The sequence below is a fragment of the Bacillus sp. AR8-1 genome (assembly GCF_008042345.1).
Lineage (GTDB): Bacteria > Bacillota > Bacilli > Bacillales > Bacillaceae_G > Bacillus_A > Bacillus_A cereus.
The window spans coordinates 246,766-272,133 of sequence record NZ_QNUB01000005.1 but is presented as its reverse complement, the minus strand read 5'-3'; the positions used below and the strand labels follow the sequence as shown (position 1 = coordinate 272,133).

The following is a 25,368-nucleotide window of genomic DNA, read 5'->3' as shown; positions in this document are numbered from 1 at the left end:
TTCTAAAAGAAAAATGGGCAAATTGATTTTTATACCATTCGTTTACATTTATTTGTATACTAAAGAAATAAATTCATAAAAGACATTACTTAAGGAGAGAACGAAAATGACAGATTCGTTTATCATACATACTAATACGCCACATTGTTTAAACTTTATGATCTATATTCAAAATATTTATCTCAATCAAAAAGGAAAAAAAGAAAATTTTCGTTTTCCTTACATAACAAAAACATTACATTTCTCCACTGACTTTAAAACAAATTTCAAAGAATTATGGCTGACTCTTCGTAAGCAAACTGCTAACGACAGATATGATTTACAGATTTTTCACGAGGAGAATCATATATTTTATGAGAAGCTTTTTGACGCTAATTTATGTGATGAGGAATCATTTATAGAATTAATATGTAGTTTTAAAGTATGGTGGACTAGCATAGCAGGTCAGCTTTCAATAGAATATTCCGTAAGTCATTATAGTGAACAACTCTATAATGACTTAGTTTTATACTTAAAACAAAACGGAATAAAATCTTCACAACAGCTACAAATTAGCTTACTTTATGACGACTGTGTATTCACTAAAGATAATATTACTTCTTACTCTGCCATTTTACCTACGAAACACTTTTTTATAAATTATAGAGATGTGGTTACTACACTATCGACATGTTTTCATGTTGTTTAATATAGCAATTACTCAAATAAAAAACTGAGGTGGATACCTCAGTTTTTTTAATAGTTTATTTCATTGAAGATAATCCCTCAACAAACTCACCAATCTTATTTTGAAAAACATAATCAAAGTTATATTCCTGTCCTGTTAACTCTTCATTTACTAAGATGGTTGTTGCTCCTACTTCCCTCTTTGCAATTTGCGGGAATGAAGCGACAGGCTGTACTTTTAGTGACGTTCCCATAACGATAAGCACATCTGTTTCATATAAACGTTTGATTGCATTTTGATATTGCGGCAATGTATCTCCGTATAAAACAACGTCTGGATTTAAAATGAAATTACACTTCTGACAGCGCGGCACTTCATGATTAATCATATACTGTAAATCATAGCCTGATTTACATTTTGGACAATGTGCTGTTTGAAGTGTTCCATGTAAATCGATGACATGCTTACTGCCACCTAATTGATGTAAACCGTCAATATTTTGCGTTAAAATCGTAATATCTTTCCCTTGTTCTTCTAGCGCAGCTAAAAAGCGATGTCCACGATTTGGTTTATATTGATGGAACGTATTAATTTGAAAGATTTCTTTATAATGCTTCCAAAACTCTTTCGGACTTCGATTATAATACCCTCTTGATAAGTACATCTCCACATTCGCATCAGCATACAATCCATTTGCTGAACGAAAATCTGGGATACCACTTTCCGTACTTGCACCTGCGCCTGTTAATACTGTAATTTTCTTCGCTTTTTCTAAAATTGAACGAACCTCTTCAAATTGCTGCACAAAAATCACCTCTATGTATTTTCCTATTCTTATTATACCAGTTGTTTACAGGAGGTGTTGTACAATTCATTTTACTTAATGCGTTGCGCCCCCAATCTCTACAATATCTACTTCAACTGTCGTCGTTACTTCGATTGCCAATTCTATCCCCTTACGAATAGTAGAAAGTGACATACTCGGTTGCCCTGGATAATTACTCGCTTGTTCTGGTAAGAACGGAATGTGAATGAATCCGCCTTTTATTTTCTTATCATGTTTCTCTAGTTCATGCATAAGTCCATAGAATAAGTGATTACAAACGAATGTGCCTGCCGTCTGTGAAACAGATGACGGTATGCCCTCTTCGCGAAGTTTTTTTACGATTGCTTTCATCGGAAGTGTAGACCAATATGCAATCACTCCTTCTTCTACAACTGGTACATCTACCGGCTGATTGCCTTCATTATCAGCAATTCTTGCATCATCAATATTAATTGCGACACGTTCTATCGTAATATCTGGTCTGCCCCCAGCTTGTCCGATACATATAATAATTTCCGGCGCTAGTTCTTCTATATACTCTTTTAATACGCTTATTGATTTATGAAATACAGTTGGTACTTGTTTGCTTATTATCTTGTATTCTCCAATTGTTTTTTCATGCAAACCTTTTGCTACTTCCCAAGCTGGATTGATATTTTCTCCGCCAAACGGATCAAACCCTGTTAATAATACTGTTTTCATAGTTTTATCCTCCTAATTAGAAACGATATACAAGGCCGTACATAATAAACATATTTATGATAAAAATTGAAAGAGCAATTGGTACTTGCGCTTTAATAACCGCATTTTTATCCTTTAGCTCTAAAAGCATCGCAGGTACGATATTAAAGTTTGCTGCCATTGGTGTAAGCAGCGTTCCGCAATATCCAGCAAACATACCGAGTGCTGCCATAATTGCTGGGTTTCCGCCGTGCATTTGAACTATTAAAGGTAAGCCAATTCCGCCAGTAATAACAGCAAACGCTGCGAATGCATTTCCCATTACGACTGTAAATAGCATCATGCCTAAACAGTACGCCATAACAGCAACGAACGGATACTCTGTCGGCAGCACTTGTCCGACTAAATCTGAAACAACTTGCCCAACGCCAGACTTCGCGAATATACCGCCAAGTGCTGCTAACATTTGTGGTAAAATTACAGCCCAGCCGACAGCTTGTAATAGTCTGCTTCCTTCTTGTACAGGCGTTGTTATTTTTGATTTTGTAATACGCATCGCCGCAACGAATGCAAGTAATGCACCAAGCGCTAATGCAACTAACGTTACTTTATCTGGATCAACAAGAGAGACATTTCCCCATTTGATTTTCCCTAACGTCAACGTACCGATAATTGTAAAAATAGGAATTAAAAGTGCAGGCATAAAAATTTTATTTTTTAATTTCTCAGCATGTTTCACACGTTCTTGTACTGGAACTTCTTTTTCCTCTGATTTTGTTACTTTATTTAGTGAAGCTAAAACGACCATAGCGAGCACTATACAGCCAACGTAAAACGAAGGAATTACATTTCCGAATAAAAATGTAACTGCAAACAATGCCCAAAATAAACTAGAACCGAATCTGTTTGGATGTTCACGATCGAATGCGATACGAACAGCAATAAAAGTAACGATTATCCCTAATACATAATAGATTGTATCCATTGTTATGATGTTCATATTAGATTGCCTCCTTCTCTTTTTTTCCTTCTGCCTTCATTGTTTTCTCTATATATTTATCAAACCTTCTAAATCTAATCCAGCTTACAATAAGTGCAGATATTGCTGTCGGAATGCCCCAAAGTGCCATATCCCATACTCCGACATGCATACCTACTGAATCGAAGAATCCTTTCATTAATAAAATAGCTCCAGTTGCGATGAAAATATCTTCTCCGAAAAACCAAGCTGTATTTTCAGCTGCTGCTGCGTTTGCTTTAATCTTTTCTCTTAATTTTTCAGGAAGTTTACCGTATTTACCTTGCGCGGCCCCTTCTGCCATCGGTGCAACGAGCGGCCTTACTGTTTGCGCATGCCCACCAATATTAAGCCCTAGTGCTGCTGATGATTCTCTTATCGTAAAATATGACATTAATACTCTTCCAGTTGTTGCTCCTTTTGATTTCGTTATAAGTGCTTCTGCTCTTTCTTTTAAACCGTAACGCTCTAAAATTCCGATTACCGGTAAAGTTAATATAATTGGCATAGACATATATCTATTTTCTATGAAAAATTTACCGAACATGCTGATCACATCATAAAAACTTAACCCTGAAACCATACCAGTAACAATACCTGCAACCATAACTACTAAAAGTGTATTTAATCTAAATAAAAAGCCCACTGCAACAAGTAGTATCCCAATTAATTTAATCATTTCTAGCACTTCCTCTCATTTTTTATTTCGGTGCACAAATAGAAATTTCATTGAGTTCGAATGTTCTGTATATTCTTCTCGCAAATTGCACTGCTTTTTCCCCATCGCCGTGTAAACAAATCGTTTGCGCCTGAACTGCTACTTTCTCTCCATTGACCGCATTTACATGGCCTTCTTTCACCATTTGAAGTACTTGCTTTATCGCTTCGTCTTCATCTTTTATAAGCGCATTTTCTTCTGTACGGCTCGTTAATGTACCATCTTGCTTATATGTACGATCCGCAAAAGCCTCTTGTACAAGAGTTACTTTGTATTTTTCTGCAGCCTGTATAAACGCCTCGCTATTTGCTAAACCATAAAGTAATAGACTTGGATTTATATAATAAATTGCCTTTGCAATTGCATCTGTAATTTCCGGATTAGTTGCCGCCATATTATATAAGGCACCGTGCGGCTTTACATGCTGCATTTTCCCGCCTGCCGCTTTCACAAATGCGTCTAATGCGCCTGTTTGATATAAAACATAATCGTATACTTCACTTGCTGAAATATTCATGTTTCTTCTACCAAATCCAATTAAATCAGGAAATCCAGGATGCGCCCCTATTGCTACGTTATGCTCCAAAGCTTTTTCAACAGTTTGACGCATAATAGACGGATCACCCGCATGAAAACCGCAAGCAACGTTTATAGAGGAAACGAACGGAAGAATTTCATCATCATTCCCCATTTTATAAGCGCCAAAACTTTCTCCTAAATCACAGTTTAAATCGATTGTAGTCATAATGTATTCCTCCTAATTTCAGCTTCGTAAAGCGATGAATTTCTTTAATAGATTCATATTTACTTCTTGTTCTATGTACAATTGTTCCGCTTCTTCAAGCGTAATTTTCTCAAAAGAAACATAGTCCCCCGGCTTTAGCTGGGCAAGAAGAGGTAAATCTACTGAAATGATACTTCCCATTCTCGGATAGCCACCTGTCGTTTGCCTATCTGCCATTAATATAATCGGCTGTCCACCATTAGGAACTTGAATGGTTCCAAATGTAACAGGACTCGATAAAATCTCTTTTTCTTCATTCCTATTTAAAACTTCTCCCTCAACCCTATAGCCCATACGGTCAGCATAATTAGATACCTTATACTCTTTCGTAAAAAATGCCTTTCTACTTTCTTCTGTAAATTGATCATATTCAAAGTCAGTTATGACACGAAGCTTTGGATGTTTCTTATACTTTGGTAGTACTCTGTTGCTAATTGCCCATTTCGTTTTTATTCTCGCATCTTTTTGTAAATCTTGAATGAAACGACTCGCCATTTCTGGTTGTGCACCAATTTGGAAGTAGTTACCCTTTTTCAACATTCTTCCTTCTATACCACCAATCGCAGCACGTATGTACGTACTTTTGCTTCCCATTGTACGCTCAATATGTATACCACCCGCAAAAGTTACATACGCTCTGCAACCACTTTTCACTTTTCCAAAACAAAGCATACTACCTTCTTCCGCTAAAATGGGACGCCATAACGGGATACGTTCTCCATTCAATAACGGTTCCATATCTGCTCCGCCAATCGCAAGTAAAGTCGTTTTCTTTATTAACAATTTAGGTCCCATAATCGTCATTTCGAGTCCCGCTTCATTCTCCTCATTACCAACTAACATATTGATCATCCGAAGTGCACTTTGATCCATAGTCCCGCCAACTGGTACACCGTATTGTTGATAATGAGATCGCCCTAAATCTTGGACTGTTGTAAACATTCCCGCATGCAAAACTTCTACATCCATTCTTTAGCCCCCTCAAGTGATACGTACTCTTCCTTCGTTATTGGGATAAATCGTAAATACATACCACTTTGAATATATGTTGGTATTTCTTCTTCCGGATTAAATAATGAAATAGGAGTTCGGCCGATAATATTCCATCCTCCTGGTGTTTCAAGCGCATATATACCTGTTTGATTTCCGCCAATACCTACTGAACCAGGAGAGATTTGTAACCGTGGTGTTTCTTTTCTAGGTGTTTCTAATTCTTTTGATAGTCCTCCTAAATACGGGAACCCTGGTGTAAAACCTAACATATATACAAAATATGTAGGTTCACTATGTATTCGAATCACATCTTCTACTTGTAAATCTTTATAATGTGCAACCTCTTCTAAATCAGGTCCATATTCTCCCCCGTAGCACACTGGTATAGAAATATGTTTCACATCCTGTTTTACTTCTTCTTTATAAGAATCACACAGCTCCTTTATATACTGGCGAACGTAATCATATGGCCTTTCACTTCTCTCATTTCTCTTCCATACTTCGTATACATTGTAGTAAACAGCTAATGAAGTAAACGACGGAACGCACTCAATCATTCCTGCAAACGGATGTTGCTGCAGTGCTTGAAATAACCGCTGTACTTTCTCATATATATCCATCTTAATTTCTTCACCAAATGTAACAATAATTGCTTGATCCCCTAACGCAGAAAATTTCATCCTACTCCCTCTTTCTATGCCAAAAAGCCGAGTTCTTTCGAAATGCGATGTGCTGTTTCTTTCACCTTAGCGATAAAATATGAAATGTTACTTTCGCTGTACTCAATTGCTAATCCCGAAATACTCATACCTGCTACAACCGTTCCATCACTTGCGAAAATGGGCGCTGCTATTGCGGCTGTATGATTTTCTAACTCAGAATAACTAATTGTGTAGCCTTCCTTTTTTGCCATTTGCAACACTTCTAGCAATTGTTCCTTATCCACAATTGTTCCATCTGCAAACTGTTTTAAATCCACTTCCTCTATGTATCTCCGTTTCTCTTCCTCAGAAAAATACGATAGTAAAATTCTCGGACATGCACCAGCATAAAGTGGTGCTCTTCTTCCAACCGCCGTATACACGCGTACTGGCTGAACACCTTCCATCTTTTCAACATAAATTGCGTCATTACCATCTTGAATTATTAAATTAACTGCCTGTCCTAAACTATCTCTAAGTTCTTTCATATAAGGAATTGCTATATTTCTTACTGATAATCGGTGTGAAACAAGTTGACCGAACCGTAAAAATACGACCCCTAAACGATATTTCCCCTTTTCGTTTTTTTGTAAAAACTCCATCTCTTCCAACGAACCAATTAAACGATAAACAGATGTTTTCGGCATATTTGTAAGCTGAACCATCTCAGTTAAACTTAGCTCTTCATGCTCATAAAACAACTCTAAAATATCCATTGTCTTAACTGCCGTTTTATTTATACTCATTCTATCTCCCTTTCGTTCCGAATTACGGAACTTAAATTCCGTTTTTCGAAACAAACATATAATTTAAAATTATAAAATATTCTTTCAATTCATTCAATAGATTTTAAGCAAATAAAAAAGTATGGAAGAATATCTCTCCCATACTTCACCACACTTTATAACGCTCTTACTTGTTCCAACGGCCAGAAAACAGCTTGTCCTTTTCCGACAATTTCATCTTCTGAAATAAAGCCAAACATGCGACCATCCTTAGAAACTTCACGATTATCCCCTAAAACAAATACTTGGCCTTCTGGCACTTTCGTTTTCCCAGTGATTTGTTCTAACGTAAAGTCTGGAGTTAATACACGGCCTACTGCTTTTTCTTTAAACTTTTTTAAATATGGTTCTTCCATCGCTTTTCCGTTTACATATAAAACATCATTTTTATACTCAACTGTGTCGCCTGGCAAACCAATTACTCGTTTTACTAAATCGTATCCTTCTTTTCCGTGGAAGACGATAATATCAAAGCGATCTAATCCACTTATACTATAACCAATCTTATTCACGAGAACTCGTTCGTTATTTTTTAAAGTGGGCATCATTGATTCACCTTGCACTAAAGAAGGTGTAAATAAAACACCGCGAATAATAGCAATTAATACAAGGGTAAAACCTATCGTTTTAGCCCAAGAGAATAATTCTTTCTTCGTATTTTCCTTCATCGTTTCTCCTCTTTCTTAAGCACTTATTTTATGATTTCAACTAATTCTTGTACTAAATTAGGGTCTATTTCAGAAAAACATGATTTTCCTTCTCTTACCGCTGTACCGACATGAGCTTGCGAAATTCCAGTTTCATCTAGCAATCGCTTTATATTTTCTTTCGTCACCCCAGCTCCAGCTACAAGTTGAATTTGACCATCGCTTACCTTTTGCATTTCTGTAAGCACCGGAATATTCTCTACTATATTTCCCTGTCCACCTGAAGTTAAAACGTGAGTCACTTTATGAAACTTCTTTAAAGTGTTCATTGCTTCTACTGGATTTTCTATATCATCTATCGCACGGTGGTACGTTACATTTATTCCATCTACAACAGATAGTAAGTTCGCTAATTTCCCTTCATCCACTTCATTTCGTTCATTTAATACACCTAATACAACACCAGCTACTCCTAATTTCTGAGCAACTACAATATCTTCTTTCATCATTTCAATTTCTTCTTCCGTATATGTAAAAGACTTCGCATGCGGACGAATCATAACATGAATTGGTATACTTACCGCTTCTACCGCTTTCTTTATAAAAGCATAACTCGGTGTTAAACCACCTTCTGTATAAGATGAAATTAATTCAATCCGCTTCCCGCCAGCACTTTCAATTCGTTTTACATCTTCTAAACATGTTGCAATAACCTCTAGCATGAGATGACCTCTTTTCGTGCTTTTTTCTTATTATAACATTAGTAAAAATAAGAAGCCTAGCTTTCTCCTTTAAAACTTAAAAAAGAAGAATGAAAAGAAAGATTTTTTATTAGCAACGATTATTGATAACATCCTATTATTCATGTACACTCCTACCATAATGAAAAAGCCCGTCATTTTGACGGACTTTTCTAATTTCAAGCTTTTCTTTCCTCAGTTTTCATATCAATGCCTAATTGATCTTCTAATAACTTTACACCTTTCTTTGTAAGATGGACAGCTCGGTTCTTATCCGTTTTCGTAATCCATCCCTGTTCAAAAAGCAGTTTTGCAATTGCAGACCCTAACCAACCAGAAATATGGTAGCGTCGTTCACTCCAATCAAGACAAGGTTTTGCAAATACCCTCCTTTTTATATCTGCCTTATCAATATTTATTCCAAAATTCAGAAACCATTTCTTACCTTGTTCCGTTACAATGTATTCTCCATCCTCTAAAATTATAAATTTCCTATCAAGTAATTTTTCAGTTATCTCTACACCGAGTTTGCCTGCAAGATGATCATAACAAGTTCGAGCATAACGAATTTGTTTTAGTTGGCTTGATTGTTTTAAAGAGCGAACTTGAACTGTTGGTGCAATTGTCCCTAACTTTTCAAGCACTTCTGCAACTTCTTGATTAGCAAGTCGATAGTAACGATGTCTACCATGTTGTTCAACTGTAAGTAAATTCCCTTCTACTAATTTAGAAAGATGCGAACTAATTGTTGGATGTGACACTTTTGCCATATAAGCCAATTCACTAGCAGGTAGTGCCTGATTATTCATTAGACACTCTAAGATGATTGCTCTTGTAGGTTCAGCAATTAGTTTAGCTATATATGAGATATTCGGATATACATTCATATTTCGATGATACCCTAACTATTAAATTGATACAATTATTTTAAGTTTAATAGTAAAGGAGAATGTATTATGAATGCAATTGATCTTAGTATATTAAATTTAAAAGAAACGAGAAGGCGCTCAGAAAAATTATGGAATTCTCTTCCCGATAATTTTCTTAATTGGAAGCCTGATCCTGAGGCTATGTCCTTTGGTGAAATGATTCGTCACGTATGGAGCTCAACTTTTTACTATCATATGATTATAAAAAACAACGGTTCAATAAACGACATACGTACCCCGTATGATGACGAGCCAATTACTTGTGTAAAAAAAGAAATTGAATTGGCACAATCATACTTTACTGACTTCATAGAATATGTTCAATCAATAAGCATAGCCGAGCTAGATTCAAGACTTATTGATAGAAGTGATGTTGGCTATCAACGATATTTAGGTGATATGCTATTAAGAATTGCCTATCATGATGCGGTCCATGCAGGTCAATTTTTACAATATTTACGAATGGTAAACTTAGAAAGACCATTAATTTGGGATTAAATACGAAAAATGTTTATACAGCCTCCAAACTGGCATTACAATAAGAATTTTCAACAAGAAACAATCAAAAAACCATGATAATCATTTATATTAAAAACCTACATCTCAACCAAGTACTTCATACACATAAAAAGCACGGGTTTGATTACTAATCAAACCCGTGCTTTCAAAACAACTATAATATCCATAAACAATAAAATGTAAGCTTTAAATACTACGACCGAAACGCCGCATCCGCCAGCATAGACAATGTTGCATCATCCATCGGTGGATTGTGTAATCCTGCTCTGACGTTTAAATAGTAACGATGGAGCGGATTTTTTTCTGATAAACTTTTTGCTCCTACGATGCGCATTGATTTATCCACTATGGATATCGCCGCATTTGTTACAGCGTATTTCACTGCCGCTAATTCTGCTTGCAGTGACAGTTTATCTTCTGCCTCATCGTATTTTTTCGCAATTTGATATAAAAAGACGCGAGCTTGCATAAGCTCGAGTTCTAATTCTCCAACTAATTTTCTAACATTCGGTAATAAACTAATAGAATGGTTTAAACTATTTGGCTTGTATGATCCCGCAAATTGAACTGCATAATTTCTTGCTGATTGTGCAATTCCTAAATAACATGCTGGTATATGTAGCAACCAGCCAATACCCTTTTGTTTCACTTTCCCGCCTTTTACATCCGTAAAAAAGCGGCTTTCTATCTCTACATTTTGTAAGACAAGGTCGTGGCTAGCAGTCCCTCTCATTGCAACGCTATCCCACGTTTCTTCAATAGATACACCGAGTGTATTTCTTGGAATGACAAACTCACCAACTTCTTCTTGGCCTTCCATACTTGCTGAAATAATAAAATAATCAAGTACTGGCGCCATCGTTGTAAAAGTTTTTCTTCCATTTATAACCCACTTCTCGCCTTGTTGAACCGCTATTGTTTCTGGTTTGCCGCCACGCGTCGGACTCCCTGTTTTCGGTTCTGTTGCTGCCCTGTTAAAGAGCGCACCATTACGTACTTCTTCGCAAAACCATTTGAACATCTCATCATTCCAAGAGCGATTTTCCGCTAGCTCCTTCACAATGCCAAGATGCCAGCCAATCGATAATGCAGTAGCTCCACAGCCTTCCGCGATTTTCTCTTGAAATAAAACGAAGTCATATAAAGAAATCGCACTATCACCAAATTCCTTCGGTAACGTTAATTTCGTATATCCAATATCTTTCAAATCATTTATATTTTCATACGGAAATGATCCTAATTCACTTAGCTGATGCTCCCTTTCCATGAACTTCGGAATCAATTTATTTATTTTCTCAATAATTAAAGACTGTTCTTCTGTTTCAACAAATGAGAGTGCCATACTATAATCTCCTTTATCCCGCATTAACGGGCAGTAAAACTCCCACCTAAAAATTCAGGTGAAGCAAAGGAAGTTAGGTGGGAGATCAACTGCCCGTAAACGCCCGATTGGTTCAACTAATAATCAGTGAGAAACCCACCCACTGATTAAAGTTTCACTTTATGCTCGATTCATAAACCGTTCATTTTGTCATTATGATTATATGAAGCTACCTCTCTATTGTTTCACTATTCCGATAAAAATACAATGTTTTTGACTAATAAGAAAAGTTCCTATTTAAGGATAGATTCTTTTCTTATATTAGTCCCCCTTCAATGCTTTTAACGGCAAAGAGGTTACATATCCAATATACGAGAATAATTCTTTAAAGAAGAATGGTATTTCTGTATCTAACGTTTTATATGCTGATGTCGGCGTTGGTGAAGCATACGCTTCAATATTAATATGTTTTGCGATTCTCATTGCGCGTTTCATATGAAGTGGATCACTTACAATCGTGTATGTTTGTATACCGTTCTCTATTCCAACTTGCTTCGCATTTTTTAAATTTTCTTCAGTGAAAAGGGATTTAGTTTCAATTAAAATATCTTCCTCTTTTACACCTTGTTTCATTGCATATACTCTTGCAGTACGTGCTTCCTCAAGTTCTGCCTCGAACTTTGTACCACCTGTAAAAATAATCTTTTTAATATTTCCGTTCCTATATAAAGAAATCGCATGATTAATTCTTTCTTTAAATACAGGAGATGGTTTTCCATTCCATGAAGCTGCGCCTAGTACGATACCAGCATCCGTTTTCACGTCATCATTTGCTTTAAAACGATAACTCCAAATATCGTAAGCTGCATAACTTACATATAAAATAGCAGAACAAATCATTAGTAAAAATACTTGAAAGATTCGTCTTTTCTTACTTTTCTTATTTTCTTTCATTTGTAATTGCCTCCGTACATCATCCATACTTCTATAAAAAACATTTATATCAAATCGTTTTGTTTGAGTTTATTTAAAAGAAGGAACTTTACTTGTTATTTATGTATAAAAGGGTTTTCATTTAAAATTGAGGATTATCAATTCATTTTCATTTGCGGTTTTCATTACATTTTTTAAATTCATAAGTTTATTACCATACAACTACATTGTAACGAATTTTTTCTCAGAAGGGAACGATGAAACAAAAGGAATTAAAATAAAGTAGCATTTTGTAAGAAAAAAGGTATATTTTTCATATCTCACGAACAATATACCTTTCAAAACACGAATTATAACTTTTCTTTATACAACTCTAATTTTTCTAACAATTGTTCTTTTACGCCTGGCCATTCACTCGAGATAACACTGTACACCACCGCATCTCTCACATAACCATTCGATAATTTTCTTTCATTTCTAAGCACACCCTCTTTTACTGCGCCTAACCTTTCAATTGCTCGTTGTGCTTTTTCATTTCTTGCATCCGTCTTAATTTGTACCCTAAGCATATGCAATTTTTCAAAAGCATACTGAAGAAGCATATACTTACACTCTGTATTTATACTCGTACGTTGCACACTCGGATGATACCACGTTTGCCCTAACTCAACTGTCTTATCTTCTACTGAAATATTATATAAACGTGTACTTCCTACAATCTTATTCGACTGTTGATCTACGACTATGAAAGGTATTTGAGTACCTCTTCCGTAACCCTTTATCGCTTTTTGAACGTATTGTTGCATATCTTGCACACTATCCATTTTAGAGATTAAATACGCCCAAATATCCCGATTTCCTTCTACAATCGAAAACAAAGTTTCGACATCAGTATTATCCATTAACCGCAACTTTGCTCTTTCGTGAATAATTTCCATTTTTAAGCCCCCTTTGTTGTTACTATATCATAAGAATCAAAAACGTATTATAAGAATAAAGAAATATAAAGAAAAGAATTCTTTTCAAATATATTCTTCTCGTATAAGGTAGGAGGACTCATCAGTAACCCTTAAAAAAGAATTTTTTTGATAATTTCCAATAAATTCTATATAATGATAAACGGGAGGGGATAATAAATGCTAGATCAAATTACTTGGGGAACGCCAGGCAGCTTATTATGCTTAGGATTCTTTTTTGCGGGACTAGGAATCTTCTTAAGAAGCGTTACGTCATATACGAAAAATAAATAAGAATATCCCGCTTTTAAACAAAAGAAGCCCTCTTTTTTACAGACGGCTTCTTTTGTTTAACTTTATCTTATTAAAACTTCAAAGCAACAAATAAGCAATCGGTGTAATGATAAGCAACGTTAAAATCGTTCTCTGCACATACAGAATAATAAGTTCAGATACTTTTAACGGAATATCTGTTGATAATATACAAGGAATGGAAGCGGAGAAAAACAGTATAGATGATACGGAAACAACTGCAATGACAAACTTTGTCACAAGTGGTGCACTTACTACTAATAATGACGGTAAAAACATTTCTGCAATACCAACTGATGCAGCTTTAGCAGCTAAGTCTGCTTCCGGTAATTGTAATAGCCATGTAAACGGATAGAAAATATAACTGATCCAATCAAATATTGGCGTGAACTTCGCTAAGACGATACCAATTAATCCTACTGACATAATAGATGGTAAAATTCCCATTGTCATAATAAATCCGTCTTTTAAATTCACTGTAATATTTTTCATAATGCTCGGTGCAGACTTTGATACTTCTAACGCATCCTCCCAAGCACGTTCTAGCATTTTTTCTTTATAAACAGGCTCTGGAAATCCTTCTTCTGTTACATATGTATCTGGTTTTCTACTAAGGGGCGGGATTCTTACGGTGATAGCAGTCACGATGAATGTTACAACAAGCGTAGTCCAAAAATAAACATTCCATAAATGCATAATATCTAATGTTTTTGCGATGATGATCATAAATGTAGCGGATACTGTAGAAAATCCTGTAGCGATAATTGCTGCTTCTTTTGTCGTATACTTTCCTTCTTTATACACACGATTCGTAATAAGAAGGGCAAGCGAATAACTTCCAACGAAGGAAGCAACTGCATCAATCGCCGATCTCCCTGGCGTATTCCATAATGGCCTCATAATCGGACGGCAAAATGTACCGATAAATTCAAGCAATCCATATCCAACTAATAACGCTAAAAATGCCGAACCAATTGGAACGAGCAAACTTACTGATATGACTAGCTTCTCATACAAAAACGGCCCAACATCTGGTGCAAAGAACCAAGCTGGCCCTATTTTCAAACAATATAATACTCCAAAAACGACGCCAACTACTTTTAAAATAGAAAAACAAACGTCTACGATAGATGCATTCCATTTCTTCGTATAAAATGGATAAATCGCACCAATTGCCATAACAAATAATGCATAATAAGGTACTACACCTGGAACGGAAGCCCTAATCCACGATACGATATGATCAATCATAATAGACGATGCACCGTTTATCGTAACAGGAACGAAAAACATAAACACTCCAACGAGACTAGCAAGTATAAACCGAAGAATAATCCCCTTCTCTCGCCCTGTCTTAATTACATTACTCTTTAATTCAATTTCACTCAAAATTCGACACCTCCCATTATCTAAATATTCTGTATAATTACGTTATATTCCTTCTTTCTATTTCTACTATTTAATCATATGAAAAAGCCTATTTTAAAATAGGCTTTTCTATTACCTCTCATAATCATCCACAATCACTTGCATGATACGATACGATTCTTCTGCTACTTTTTCATTACTATCCCTATTCGCATCATATGTAATTAACGCCTTCCAAAGTGCCCATCCTCTCGCTCTATTCCACGTTTCTTCATCCATGCGTAATACTTCTTTAAATACATTTCTACTATTTTCATCAAAAAACGTCCACGCCATCGCTGCATCACAAGCAGGATCTCCTACTCCTAAAATACCAAAATCAATTACAGCACAAAGCTTTCCACCTTTAACGAGTAAATTACCCGGCGCTACATCTCCATGCACCCAAACTGGTTTACGATCCCACGTTGAGCTAAGTGCTAAATTCCAAAGATGCTTTAATAATGCAACTTCAAAAATATCCTTATTATTTTCGATAGCAACTCTCGCCTCTTCATCATATACCGATATAAGTCCGCCCCGGTAAAAATTATGCGGTCCAGCTAAAGGGCCGTTACTCGCATTAATAGATTGCAATTCTACTAAAAAAGATCCTAAGTCCGCTGCAAATTCATTTAAATCACGAACGTTTTGTTTCGTAACTGTTTCTCCCTCTATCCACTTATTAATAGACCAAGGCAATGGATACGCTTCAGACGGATTTCCTTTCGCAATTGGTGTAGAAATTGGTAAAGAAAGTCCCTTACTTAATATAGGAAGCCAACTATTTTCTTTCTCTACTTGCGGTGCATATGCCACATCACTTGGCAATCTTACACTCATCTCATCCCCTAAGTGAAACGTCCTATTATCACGCCCACTAAACTTTACAGGTTTCACTTCTAAAGGGGCCCATTCGGGAAACTGTTCCTGTATTAACTTTTCAACTAAACTTACGTTAATTGGATGCATTCACATTCTCCTTTTCTTTTGAAACTTACTAAGCCCATCCGTACTTCCAACATATTCAAAACCATTTTTCTTATAAAAATCATTCAACGTACGATTATGCCCCACGCAATCTAACTTCAAATACTCTTTATCACATTGTACATTCTCGTCTATCCACTGTAAAACCCTCTCTCCTATTCCATTCCCCTTATATTTTCGTTTCACCGCAAATCTATGAATATATAATGAATTAGAAACTTCCTCTTTACCAAAAATGTGTTCATCCCATTCATTTTGTTTAGGAGAAACTGTAATCGTACCAACTATTTCATCTTCTTTCAGAACAACATACGTATATTTCTCTCTTATACGTTCTAGTATTTCAGCCGTAGCTTCCTCTCCTAAAAGATACTGCCACTGATCCACTTCTTTATGTTGTAGCCATTGTGCTACTTCTTTTAATAGAGTTTTAATACTATCACTCTCATTTTCGGTAGCAATTCGAATTGTATATTCTTTACTTAGATTTCTCTCCATATTGCTGTTCCCCTTTCACATTACTACCATACTGACATACGAGTCCTTCCATCATTTTCATCTGTAATATATTCTACATACAATCCTTGATTCCGTGCGTTTTCATACATCATTTCAATCTCTTCTTGGTTTTTCACATAAATTTGTATGTAATCACCATCCGCTACTAATACGACTACTTCACACTTACTCTCCTTAAATTCTTCATATGTTTCAATTTCTCCTAGTACTTCCCCTTTTGGATATGCTTTTAAGTCTACAAATAAAAGATAATATATGTTGTCTTTTATTAGCTTTTTTAAAGCTGAACCTGCCATGATCTCGTTATCTTCTGAAAATAATTCTGGACCTAATTCATTCCCTACTATTATATAAGCTTCCTCCCTTCCCATGGCTTGCCAATCAAATGCAGTAATATCAATTGGCTTTAACACTTTCCAAAGTAAATTATCATATCCATCTAGAATATCTACTGTAATCCCTCTTTTCATATGTCTGCTCCTAGCTTATTTATTTTTGTTCCATACATTATATATCAAATTTAATTACTATATTTTGTCGATACCTATGTGCATCATAAAAAACCGCTCCACTACTAGCGAAACGGTTTCCTTCTACTTACATTTACATATCTTATTCAATCGTTGCACTGCGTTTTAAAATAACTTCTAATATATTCACCACATCAGTCATTCTTAATGCTCACTTCGACTTCACAAAATAATATAAAAACCATACCGCATGATTTTGTTCATCCGCAGCTATTCTCCGTAACAAATCTTTCAGATGTGCATCCGATGTCTTATCTGAAATTTCCAAATAAAAATCTACTGTCTTTTGCTCATCCTGTATAGCGAACTCTAATCCTTGTAAGTAGGTATTCGGACAGTCTTCGGTAATCTGTGGTTTCGGCTGCCTGCCAGTTAAGTTCGTATAAATTTGTACAAAGTTGTGGAAATGCTTTATTTCATCATTACGAATTTCAAGAATTTGTTTTTTCTCTGCTTGACTTGGAGCCATATTCGCTAATTTTGCATAGCAGCTTATAGCGCTATACTCTCCATTTATAGCTTTCTCAATATCACTTATCAACTTATCATTCTGCCTATACCAATCATAATAATTCGAATTATACATTGTATCCCCTCCATACTTTCGCATAACATTTTATGCATTTTGAAATAGTAGGAGCATGTGTATATAACGGGACAGCTTTAGATTGAAAGTAAAGTTTGAGAAAATGGTCTATTTTGCAAAAGAATTGCTTATGCATAAAAATAACACTATTGTATACTGTTGCTATAAACTCTCGCGGGAGTGGGAAAATACATTCGCGAATCAACGAGAAGTTCAACATGATGCGGTGCGAAGCTATTATGAATTCAGTGACATAACTAGGAGGTTCCGCTATGCCATCTTTATTTAAAACTATGGAGTTCCAGCTAAAAACCGAACGACTTGACCTGAGTATGTGGGAGGAATCCGATTCAGTTTGGATGAGAAAATTAATTGGCGAACGTGGTGTGGACATGCCAGCCCTTGATTCCGTTCGTAGCCGGCTTATTGAGATGCGCAAGAAAGCAGACGAAAATGGCATTTCCCTTCTCACTATTCGTAGGCGAGACGAAGGCGATTTTATTGGATACTGTGGCTTGATTATCGGTCGTTCCACACTTGAAGAGCCGGAGATTGCATACGAATTGTTCCGCAGCGCTCATGGAAAAGGTTATGCGACTGAGGCAGCAGCCGTTGTACTGGACGCTGCAATTGCTACTGGGCGCCACAGGCTTTGGTCGACTGTAGGCGCTTGGAATATCGCTTCCCTCCGGGTGCTAGAAAAGATAGGGTTTAAGAGGCATCACAGTACGTGGGATGACGAGCGCGGTGAGATTGTTTGGAACGTACGCGATCTTTAGAAATTCCGGCTTAATTACATACAACACTTTTTAACAATCAGACATTTACGTTAAGAAAAAGTCATCAAAACTTATTCCAAGGCGACAACAGCAAATACTAATTTTTCAACTTATAGATTTCATCAAAAAAAGCCGTTTCACTAATTTAGTGAAACGGCTTTTTTTAAGCGTTCAATTCTGTTTTATGCCCTTTTACTGCACTACGTTTGAATGCAGTTGCTAATATAATAACCGCACTTACTATACCAATCCAAACGAGTACAGTAACAGGTGTATTCCAGCTTACCCCTTTTCCGAAGAAGAAGATTTCTCTTAAGCCTTCGATCATAAATTTCATTGGTAACCATGGGTAAACCCAGTCTTGATAAAACGGAGACAACATCTCAGGTGCTAATGATAATAACGGCGCCCCGAAAAATAGTAATAAAGCGAATAAACCGATTCCTTTTAGCCCAACTAATGAAAGTACCGCAGATATCATTAAGAAGAAACTAAAAGAAGTAATGGATAAGAATAGAGCTGTATCCGTGAAGTTCGAAATATTTAATCCTACCATCCCATCTGCAATCCATGTAAGACCAAATCCAATTACAAGTGCCGCAATAGCTCCTGTTACGATTTGTTTTACTTTCAATATAAAGTTTTCTTTTCGTGAACTTACCGGTATTTTACTAATCGCAATAAAAATAATCGCTGCGCTCGCTAAACTTGCAATCCATAACGGCTGGAACAATGATATTGGTGAGTTACCGTTCGCACTATTTTTGCCGACCTCATTCATATTTTTCACGTTCTTTACAATAGGTGTTACTAATTTCACAGCTTGATCTGTTGTTACAGTATCTCCTTTTGCTTTTAACCCTTCTAATATTTGCGTACGAACATTATTGTTCATATTATCAACGGTCGCCTGTAATATTTGTCCTGCCATAGTTGATGCAGCCGTATTCATCCCTTGATTAATATATATTTCTATCTCAGGTGAAGATGGCTGTGGTGTTCGTAACGACGCTTGTTTTGCGCTAAATTCTTTCGGGATGACTAATGCCGCGTAATACTCTTTATTGTTTAATCCCTTTTGAACGGCTTCTTTATTTTTTACTTCTACCCACTTCACTGCGGGTTCTTCCTCTGATTTCGATGATTTTTTCACCGTATCAACAATTGTTTGCCCCATATTCATTTTCGGTTGATTTGGAATTTCTACACCTTGATCCTCATTTACAATTGCAATTGGCAAGTTTTTCGGCTGCGGTTGAACAGTTGGAAATAACGTTAATGAAAAAATAAAAACAACAAGTAGGGCAATAACTGGTGATAACAATAAAAGTTTATTTTTAAACATCTTCTTTTCTCCTCCTTTAATTTGATTTATAATAATCAACAACGTGTTGTTTATTTATATTTTGAATTATATGTTCGAGTTGAACCTTATACAATAATCAAAAATCGTGAATGTGTCGGTTATAAGACACATTTTCTAAATGTGTTCAGTAAAATTAAGGAGGGACATGCTTTGCGCGATAGTAATTTAGATTTGCGTGTTGTTCGTACGAAAACTGCCATACGGAACGCATTGGTGGAGCTAATTGAAGAAAAGAGTTTTGACGCCATTACAGTGAAAGATATCACAACGAAAGCAAACATTAATCGCGGTACTTTCTATGCGCACTATCAAGATAAATTTGATTTAATGACAAAATGCCAAGAAGACATTATGTACGAGTTTTCTAACATTGCTAAACAGAAATTCCCGGAAGTTATTGCTGACCTTGGAACAAATCCTTCTCCAACAATGCCATTTATACTTATCACTTCTATTCTTGAATTTCTAAATGAAAATAGTGATTTTATGAGAGCTGTACTAAGTCCGAAAGGAGATTTATCTTTCCACACAAAACTGAAAGACTTTATGTGGAAAACATTATTTGAAGATACGAATGGTCCTCTCATTAATAAGGATAATTTACTTGTTCCAAGCGAATACTTAACTTCTTATATGGCATCTGCACATATAGGTGTCATCCAGCAATGGTTAAATAATGGACAAAAAGAAACACCTGAGGAGATTGCTCGCTTTTTATCAACTATTGCAGTTCATGGACCTTTTTATGCAGCTGGTTTAAAGAAATAAGTCCGCTATATAATAAAAGATCATCCACTTTAATAGCGGATGATCTTTTATTTCATTACAACACTTCAATATATCCTTCTGTTCCATGTACCCGAATTCGTTGTCCGTCTTTTATTATTTTCGTAGCATTCTCCACACCGACAACTGCCGGTAATCCATATTCACGTGCAATCACTGCTCCATGTGTCATAAGTCCACCAACCTCAGTGACTAACCCTTTTATAGACACAAATAACGGTGTCCAGCCCGGATCAGTAAAAGCAGTAACTAATATATCGCCCTCTTCTAAATTCGCTTCTTCCATGTTTAAAATAACGCGTGCCCTTCCCTCAATCACTCCTGAAGAAACAGGCAAACCTACAATCGCATCAGCTGGGAGGTTCTCTCGTTTATATTTACCTGTAATGATTTCTCCATCAGACGTCATTATACGAGGAGGCGTTAGTTTTTCATATAATTTGTAATCATTTTTTTGTTTTTGTATCAGCTCGTAATCTAGTTTATTCGTGCGAACAACTTCGTGAAGCTCTTCAAAAGTTAAATAGTATATATCATCAACTTCATGAATGACACCGCTCTGCACAAGTTGCTCAGCTTCTTTCAGTAACGCCTGCTTATATATGAAATAACGATTAATCATGCCGTATTTTGGATATTCACGATACCCGATACAATTACGGATGTTGCGAATCATACGCTTCGTTTCTTCTACTTTTTGTTTACTATCCGGTAAGTGTTGTAATCGATTTACTAACTCTTCTTCTTTTTTCACAGCTTCCTGCAGCCCTTCTTCAAACTTCCGTTTACTAGCACCATATTCAAAGTCCCTTATATGATTTAAAATCATCGGTATAATTGTAGCTGGCTGTTCACTCCAGCGCGTTTTCGTAATGTCGATTTCTCCGCTGCATCTCATTCCATATTTATTTAGAAAGGCATCGATTGCATCCCGAACTTTTTCCCCGCCTTTAAACTGAATTAATTCATCTAAAAAGCTGTCATCTTCTACATGCTGTAAATACGCAATGACTTCTGGATACGGCCGAATCACATCTGCAACATCTAATAATGCTAAACCCATTTCTGAAGTAATATTATTTTGTACAGATTGTGAAAGTACATCTGCTGCATTCTTTTCCCCTAGCCATTGTTCCATCTTTTCATTAATCCATGATGAAGCATTCATACCTGCCATAATAATAGCTATACTTTGCGAGTTAAATAATACTTTCTTTAATTGCTGAATGTCTTCTAAAATAAAATCAAGTACATCCACCCCTGATTTCGTTTGCATGTTTCGTTTTAACTCTTCTATTGATGTTTGACTATTCTTTATTAAATTCGTAACGATTTCCGGATCATTCTCAGGTTGTTGTTGCGAACTTGCAGATGGCACATTTTTACTAAGATCCTTTTCTTTTTCATCATCCGGTAACAATTGAATAAAATCATCTCGCTCGATTATAGTCGTTAATGCATCTCTTACGAGTGGATCCGATTTTCCTAAAGTGTTTATTAAGTAATCTCTGCTAGCAGGTAAAGCTAATTGTTGCGTAGCATCAACAAATAACCTGCCTCCCGCTTTACGCATAGGGGCACTAGTCGTTAACAGGAAAAAAGATAAACCTAATGGTTTCATCGCATCGGTCATCATTTGTTGGTGACCAACTGATATATACACGTGATTTTCCCCATCATTTACTTCTGGAATTGGATATAAAGTCGTAATCGGTCTGCTTTGGACTATATAAATTGTATCATGGGCTAAGCACCATTCAATATCTTGCGGACAACCAAAATAAGCTTCGATTTGTCTTCCGATCTGTGCTAGTTGTAAAATTTGTTGTTCAGACAATGTTTGAAGTTTTTGCTGAACCGGATCAATCTGTTTCGTCTCTGTTCCGCCCTCTTTTAAAGCATAAATAGCTATTTTTTTAGTCGCTATCATCGTTTCTGAAATTTCGCCTTCTTTTACTTTATAATTATCGGCAGAGACCAGTCCCGATACTAATGCCTCACCAAGTCCAAAACTGGCATCAATTGATAACACCTTTCGGTTAGAAGTAATCGGATCAGCCGTAAATAAAATGCCCGAAGCCTCAGGGAAAACCATTTTTTGAACGACAACACATATAGAAACTTGATTATGTTCAAAACCATTTTGCATGCGGTACGTAACTGCTCGCTCTGTAAATAAAGACGCCCAGCACTTTCTTACATGCTGTAAAATCGCTTCTTCTCCGATAATATTTAAATACGTATCTTGTTGACCTGCAAATGAAGCATACGGTAAATCTTCAGCCGTCGCACTAGAACGCACGGCATACGCATGTTCATTTCCAAAACGTGAGAGATAATGAGCTACTGCTTCCATTACATCAGTAGGGATTTCTACTGCCATAATGACTTCTCTAATCTTCTTACTCATTTCACCAATTTGAGCACGCTCTTCCATTTTCAACTTTGTTAGCTGCTGCAACAAAGTTTGAAGCTCTTCATTTTGCTCGATAGCCTTTTCATATCCTACCGTTGTAACACAAAAACCTTCGGGTACTTGTATACCTTGAATGTTTGTTAACTCCCCTAAATTCAAACCTTTTCCACCGACGAGCGCAAGCTGCGTGTTTTCTATTTCCTGAAAATCGAGAACAAAAGAACTCATGTAACATCTCTCCTTACTATGCATGTGTTCTTGATTGTAGCAGGAGTCAATACGAATAAATAGTCTATTTCGAACTTGATTTACATGATATAATTAAGTTAGGAAGAGATAACTATTTTTATTTCTCCCCCTCTAATCCACTTCAATTACATCTCCAAACTTAAACATTCTTTGATTATGAAAAGCATCCGTACAAGTAATCGTCTTATTTAATGGATTTATATTAGCTACTGTTATGTAATTTTTATATAGATAGCCATTCTCTAAAATTTTTATAGTGTAATCCACTTTCAATAACAGTCAAAAAAATATGTTCGTCAATTAAATCTTCACAAATATTTAATGCTTATAAATTAATATTCATCTCATATATAAGTTCTAAGAAATTTAGATAAAAAAGACATTATTTTTGATGATCTAAACTAATTGAAACTTTAATTAAATTATATATATCTATAACAACATAGAGCAATGTCATAACGAATTGAAACCGAAAGTTTCTTAAAGTAGAAAATTCGGCTTCTTTTATATCGAAATTTGCTTAGCGTATATTTTCGTTAAAATGCGGGTAGTACCCCATCGCTATTGAGCTAAGCTCATACACCATCAATTATAGTAGAGGCTACGTGTAAGGAATTTAAAGACCCCTCAGGAATCAATGAATTCCTAAGGGGTTGCCTACGTGATATAACATATTTACAATTACGTTACGTTTAAAATACGTATCTTTTTCATTTACCTTATAACCATCCTATTTAAGTTTATAAGAACTATGCTTTTGAGATAAAAGTCATTACTTGTTTTATAAACTCGTAACCAAAATAACCACTAAATCCGAATAGGACTATTGCGGCAAATATAGATACCCTTTTAATAAAGGTTGGATTTAGAAAACGTCTAGTAAAATGAACAAAGCTTAATAAGATCATATCATGCATTAAGATACCTAATAAAATACCTACAGCTATTAATATAAATGTAGATGTGCTTGCATTACCTAATGAAGAAACTAGAACCGGACCAAAGACCCCTATCCAAAATACAATATTAGCCGGTGATATAGCAATCATAAAACCAGATAAATAAGCTGATAATAAAGATTTATTAGGATCTTCTCCCTCCATGTTAACTTCTGACTTTGCCTCTTTAATACTTTCTATTCCAATAAACATTAAAAATACAAAACCTAGTAGCCACATAACTGTTTCTACCCATGGGTTGGTTAATACACTAGAGAACCCTAGATAAATCAGAACTATTAAAGATAAATCTACAGTCATTCCTCCTATACCTACAAACCAACCATGTACGAAACCATTTCTCATTCCTTGTTTAGTCATTTGGACTGTCATAGCACCTGCAGGTATCGCTAAAGATAAACCTAACAATATATATGTGAAAAGTGTTATAATCATAAAAATTCTCCTATTATAAGTATTGTAATAATCAAACCCTTTTTCTTTTTCCTCGGGTTCAGCAAATAGAGCTAGAACACGGCGACTTTTCACATTACTTCTAGCAAGCACAAAAAACTCACAAAAAGAATAAATGCCTAAAATCCCATAAGGTCCTTTACATGTTCAGCATTCTTTTTAGATGTTAATTTTTCAAGTAATAAAAACGCAACATCAAAAGCTGTGCCTGGATTTGATGATGTAATAATATTTCCATCTTGTACTATTAAATCATTTTGTACTATTGCACCAAAATTCTTTAACTGCTCTTTTCGTTTACTCGTTGGATGACTGTATGTGGTAGCTTTTTTACCTACAAGAATTCCACTTTTGCCAAGCGTTAATGATGCAACACAAATACTGGCAATAGGCTTCTGCTTGGCATAAAAATGTTGAATAACATGTAAGAATTCTCTACTGTATGCATCCCAATAAAAACCAGCCTCTTCAAATCCTCCTGGAATAGCTAGTGCATCAAATTCATCTAATTGAATATCATCAACCGTTTTTTCCGGTATGACAGTAAAATTCCAAGTACAAGTTAATTTATTCCGAAGACCAACTGTTACGACCTCGGTTGATCCATCTCCCTCCCATTTATTCCAGCCTAGTACATCTGTAAATACACTAGCTTCTACTGCTTCAAACCCGTCAGCTAATAATAATAAAATCTTTTTCATATCGTAAACCGCCTCCTTCTACCCTTATTTTATACAAGTATAGAAGGCTGATAAATAAGTTCAATAAGGATATTTGATTGTTCGGCTTTATTTTATA

At 35.7% G+C, this 25,368-nt stretch carries 28 protein-coding genes; 4 read left to right on the top strand and 24 right to left on the bottom strand.

Features of this window, described 5'->3' with window-relative positions:
• Window positions 1–106: 106 nt before the first annotated feature.
• Window positions 107–688, top strand: a complete 582-nt coding sequence (locus tag DN400_RS02660; RefSeq protein WP_098211798.1) for a hypothetical protein — start codon at window positions 107–109, stop codon at window positions 686–688.
• A gap of 55 nt (window positions 689–743) precedes the next feature.
• On the opposite strand, the gene DN400_RS02655 is transcribed toward DN400_RS02660, so the two are convergent.
• The 11 genes from DN400_RS02655 to DN400_RS02605 form a co-directional block, all read right to left on the bottom strand.
• Entirely contained in the window at window positions 744–1,472 is a 729-nt protein-coding gene (locus DN400_RS02655; RefSeq protein ID WP_142317204.1) for an NAD-dependent protein deacylase, read from the bottom strand.
• Window positions 1,473–1,547: 75 nt separating this feature from the next.
• Complete coding sequence (pcp, locus tag DN400_RS02650) at window positions 1,548–2,195, bottom strand: pyroglutamyl-peptidase I (RefSeq protein ID WP_097997360.1); 648 nt, start codon at window positions 2,193–2,195, stop codon at window positions 1,548–1,550.
• 16 nt (window positions 2,196–2,211) lie between these two features.
• Window positions 2,212–3,174: a DUF979 domain-containing protein gene (locus DN400_RS02645; RefSeq protein ID WP_016512634.1), complete on the bottom strand. Its 963-nt coding sequence runs from the start codon at window positions 3,172–3,174 to the stop codon at window positions 2,212–2,214.
• Window position 3,175: 1 nt separating this feature from the next.
• Entirely contained in the window at window positions 3,176–3,871 is a 696-nt protein-coding gene (locus DN400_RS02640) for a DUF969 domain-containing protein (RefSeq protein WP_016512633.1), read from the bottom strand.
• A gap of 22 nt (window positions 3,872–3,893) precedes the next feature.
• Window positions 3,894–4,655 (bottom strand): 5-oxoprolinase subunit PxpA, encoded by a 762-nt coding sequence (gene pxpA, locus DN400_RS02635; protein ID WP_147801534.1) that lies wholly within the window; start codon window positions 4,653–4,655, stop codon window positions 3,894–3,896.
• Window positions 4,656–4,673: 18 nt separating this feature from the next.
• The gene (locus DN400_RS02630; RefSeq protein ID WP_147801533.1) at window positions 4,674–5,663 is read right to left on the bottom strand and encodes a 5-oxoprolinase subunit C family protein; all 990 of its coding nucleotides are present in this window, start codon (window positions 5,661–5,663) and stop codon (window positions 4,674–4,676) included.
• On the bottom strand, window positions 5,654–6,367 hold the full coding sequence (gene pxpB, locus DN400_RS02625) for a 5-oxoprolinase subunit PxpB (RefSeq protein WP_147801532.1): 714 nt from the start codon (window positions 6,365–6,367) through the stop codon (window positions 5,654–5,656). The genes DN400_RS02630 and pxpB overlap by 10 nt, the downstream gene beginning before the upstream one ends.
• Window positions 6,368–6,381: 14 nt before the next feature.
• Complete coding sequence (locus DN400_RS02620; protein WP_000026359.1) at window positions 6,382–7,134, bottom strand: IclR family transcriptional regulator; 753 nt, start codon at window positions 7,132–7,134, stop codon at window positions 6,382–6,384.
• Between the two features lie 155 nt (window positions 7,135–7,289).
• A complete protein-coding gene (gene lepB, locus DN400_RS02615; RefSeq protein WP_000662498.1) occupies window positions 7,290–7,841 on the bottom strand; it encodes a signal peptidase I in 552 nt (183 codons plus the stop codon).
• A gap of 23 nt (window positions 7,842–7,864) precedes the next feature.
• The gene (locus DN400_RS02610) at window positions 7,865–8,542 is read right to left on the bottom strand and encodes a copper homeostasis protein CutC (RefSeq protein WP_000895115.1); all 678 of its coding nucleotides are present in this window, start codon (window positions 8,540–8,542) and stop codon (window positions 7,865–7,867) included.
• A 197-nt stretch (window positions 8,543–8,739) separates the two neighbouring features.
• On the bottom strand, window positions 8,740–9,447 hold the full coding sequence (locus DN400_RS02605) for an ArsR/SmtB family transcription factor (protein ID WP_001103831.1): 708 nt from the start codon (window positions 9,445–9,447) through the stop codon (window positions 8,740–8,742).
• 69 nt (window positions 9,448–9,516) lie between these two features.
• On the opposite strand from DN400_RS02605, the gene DN400_RS02600 reads away from it, so the two are divergent.
• Window positions 9,517–9,987, top strand: a complete 471-nt coding sequence (locus DN400_RS02600; protein ID WP_000991274.1) for a DinB family protein — start codon at window positions 9,517–9,519, stop codon at window positions 9,985–9,987.
• Between the two features lie 214 nt (window positions 9,988–10,201).
• Here DN400_RS02600 and DN400_RS02595 read toward each other — a convergent pair whose 3' ends face one another.
• From DN400_RS02595 to DN400_RS02560, 8 genes are all read right to left on the bottom strand, one after another.
• Complete coding sequence (locus tag DN400_RS02595; protein WP_001218355.1) at window positions 10,202–11,350, bottom strand: acyl-CoA dehydrogenase family protein; 1,149 nt, start codon at window positions 11,348–11,350, stop codon at window positions 10,202–10,204.
• 300 nt (window positions 11,351–11,650) lie between these two features.
• Window positions 11,651–12,283, bottom strand: a complete 633-nt coding sequence (locus tag DN400_RS02590) for a YdcF family protein (RefSeq protein ID WP_000662218.1) — start codon at window positions 12,281–12,283, stop codon at window positions 11,651–11,653.
• A gap of 329 nt (window positions 12,284–12,612) precedes the next feature.
• Window positions 12,613–13,200, bottom strand: a complete 588-nt coding sequence (locus DN400_RS02585) for a GNAT family N-acetyltransferase (RefSeq protein WP_097914066.1) — start codon at window positions 13,198–13,200, stop codon at window positions 12,613–12,615.
• A 390-nt stretch (window positions 13,201–13,590) separates the two neighbouring features.
• The gene (locus DN400_RS02580; RefSeq protein ID WP_065229022.1) at window positions 13,591–14,919 is read right to left on the bottom strand and encodes a YjiH family protein; all 1,329 of its coding nucleotides are present in this window, start codon (window positions 14,917–14,919) and stop codon (window positions 13,591–13,593) included.
• Window positions 14,920–15,030: 111 nt separating this feature from the next.
• Complete coding sequence (locus DN400_RS02575; RefSeq protein ID WP_147801531.1) at window positions 15,031–15,909, bottom strand: aminoglycoside phosphotransferase family protein; 879 nt, start codon at window positions 15,907–15,909, stop codon at window positions 15,031–15,033.
• Window positions 15,910–16,425 (bottom strand): GNAT family N-acetyltransferase, encoded by a 516-nt coding sequence (locus DN400_RS02570; RefSeq protein WP_000440793.1) that lies wholly within the window; start codon window positions 16,423–16,425, stop codon window positions 15,910–15,912.
• Window positions 16,426–16,448: 23 nt separating this feature from the next.
• Window positions 16,449–16,916: a DUF2691 family protein gene (locus tag DN400_RS02565; protein ID WP_000820194.1), complete on the bottom strand. Its 468-nt coding sequence runs from the start codon at window positions 16,914–16,916 to the stop codon at window positions 16,449–16,451.
• A 211-nt stretch (window positions 16,917–17,127) separates the two neighbouring features.
• Window positions 17,128–17,562 carry a ferritin-like domain-containing protein gene (locus tag DN400_RS02560; RefSeq protein ID WP_147801530.1) on the bottom strand — a complete coding sequence of 145 codons (435 nt, stop codon included), beginning with the start codon at window positions 17,560–17,562 and terminating at the stop codon, window positions 17,128–17,130.
• A gap of 272 nt (window positions 17,563–17,834) precedes the next feature.
• Here DN400_RS02560 and DN400_RS02555 point away from each other — a divergent pair, with 272 nt between their 5' ends.
• Window positions 17,835–18,341: a GNAT family N-acetyltransferase gene (locus DN400_RS02555; RefSeq protein WP_001139527.1), complete on the top strand. Its 507-nt coding sequence runs from the start codon at window positions 17,835–17,837 to the stop codon at window positions 18,339–18,341.
• A gap of 163 nt (window positions 18,342–18,504) precedes the next feature.
• On the opposite strand, the gene DN400_RS02550 is transcribed toward DN400_RS02555, so the two are convergent.
• Entirely contained in the window at window positions 18,505–19,686 is a 1,182-nt protein-coding gene (locus DN400_RS02550; RefSeq protein WP_016512626.1) for a YhgE/Pip domain-containing protein, read from the bottom strand.
• A 171-nt stretch (window positions 19,687–19,857) separates the two neighbouring features.
• Between DN400_RS02550 and DN400_RS02545 the strand changes: the two genes are divergently transcribed.
• Window positions 19,858–20,475 carry a TetR/AcrR family transcriptional regulator gene (locus DN400_RS02545; RefSeq protein WP_098674827.1) on the top strand — a complete coding sequence of 206 codons (618 nt, stop codon included), beginning with the start codon at window positions 19,858–19,860 and terminating at the stop codon, window positions 20,473–20,475.
• Between the two features lie 55 nt (window positions 20,476–20,530).
• On the opposite strand, the gene ppsA is transcribed toward DN400_RS02545, so the two are convergent.
• From ppsA to DN400_RS02525, 4 genes are all read right to left on the bottom strand, one after another.
• Complete coding sequence (gene ppsA, locus DN400_RS02540) at window positions 20,531–23,137, bottom strand: phosphoenolpyruvate synthase (protein WP_098674826.1); 2,607 nt, start codon at window positions 23,135–23,137, stop codon at window positions 20,531–20,533.
• Window positions 23,138–23,269: 132 nt separating this feature from the next.
• On the bottom strand, window positions 23,270–23,437 hold the full coding sequence (locus DN400_RS02535; RefSeq protein WP_255258909.1) for a YolD-like family protein: 168 nt from the start codon (window positions 23,435–23,437) through the stop codon (window positions 23,270–23,272).
• 470 nt (window positions 23,438–23,907) lie between these two features.
• Entirely contained in the window at window positions 23,908–24,552 is a 645-nt protein-coding gene (locus DN400_RS02530) for a LysE family translocator (protein ID WP_000587495.1), read from the bottom strand.
• Between the two features lie 137 nt (window positions 24,553–24,689).
• Window positions 24,690–25,271, bottom strand: a complete 582-nt coding sequence (locus DN400_RS02525; protein WP_147801529.1) for a DJ-1/PfpI family protein — start codon at window positions 25,269–25,271, stop codon at window positions 24,690–24,692.
• Window positions 25,272–25,368: the final 97 nt, after the last annotated feature.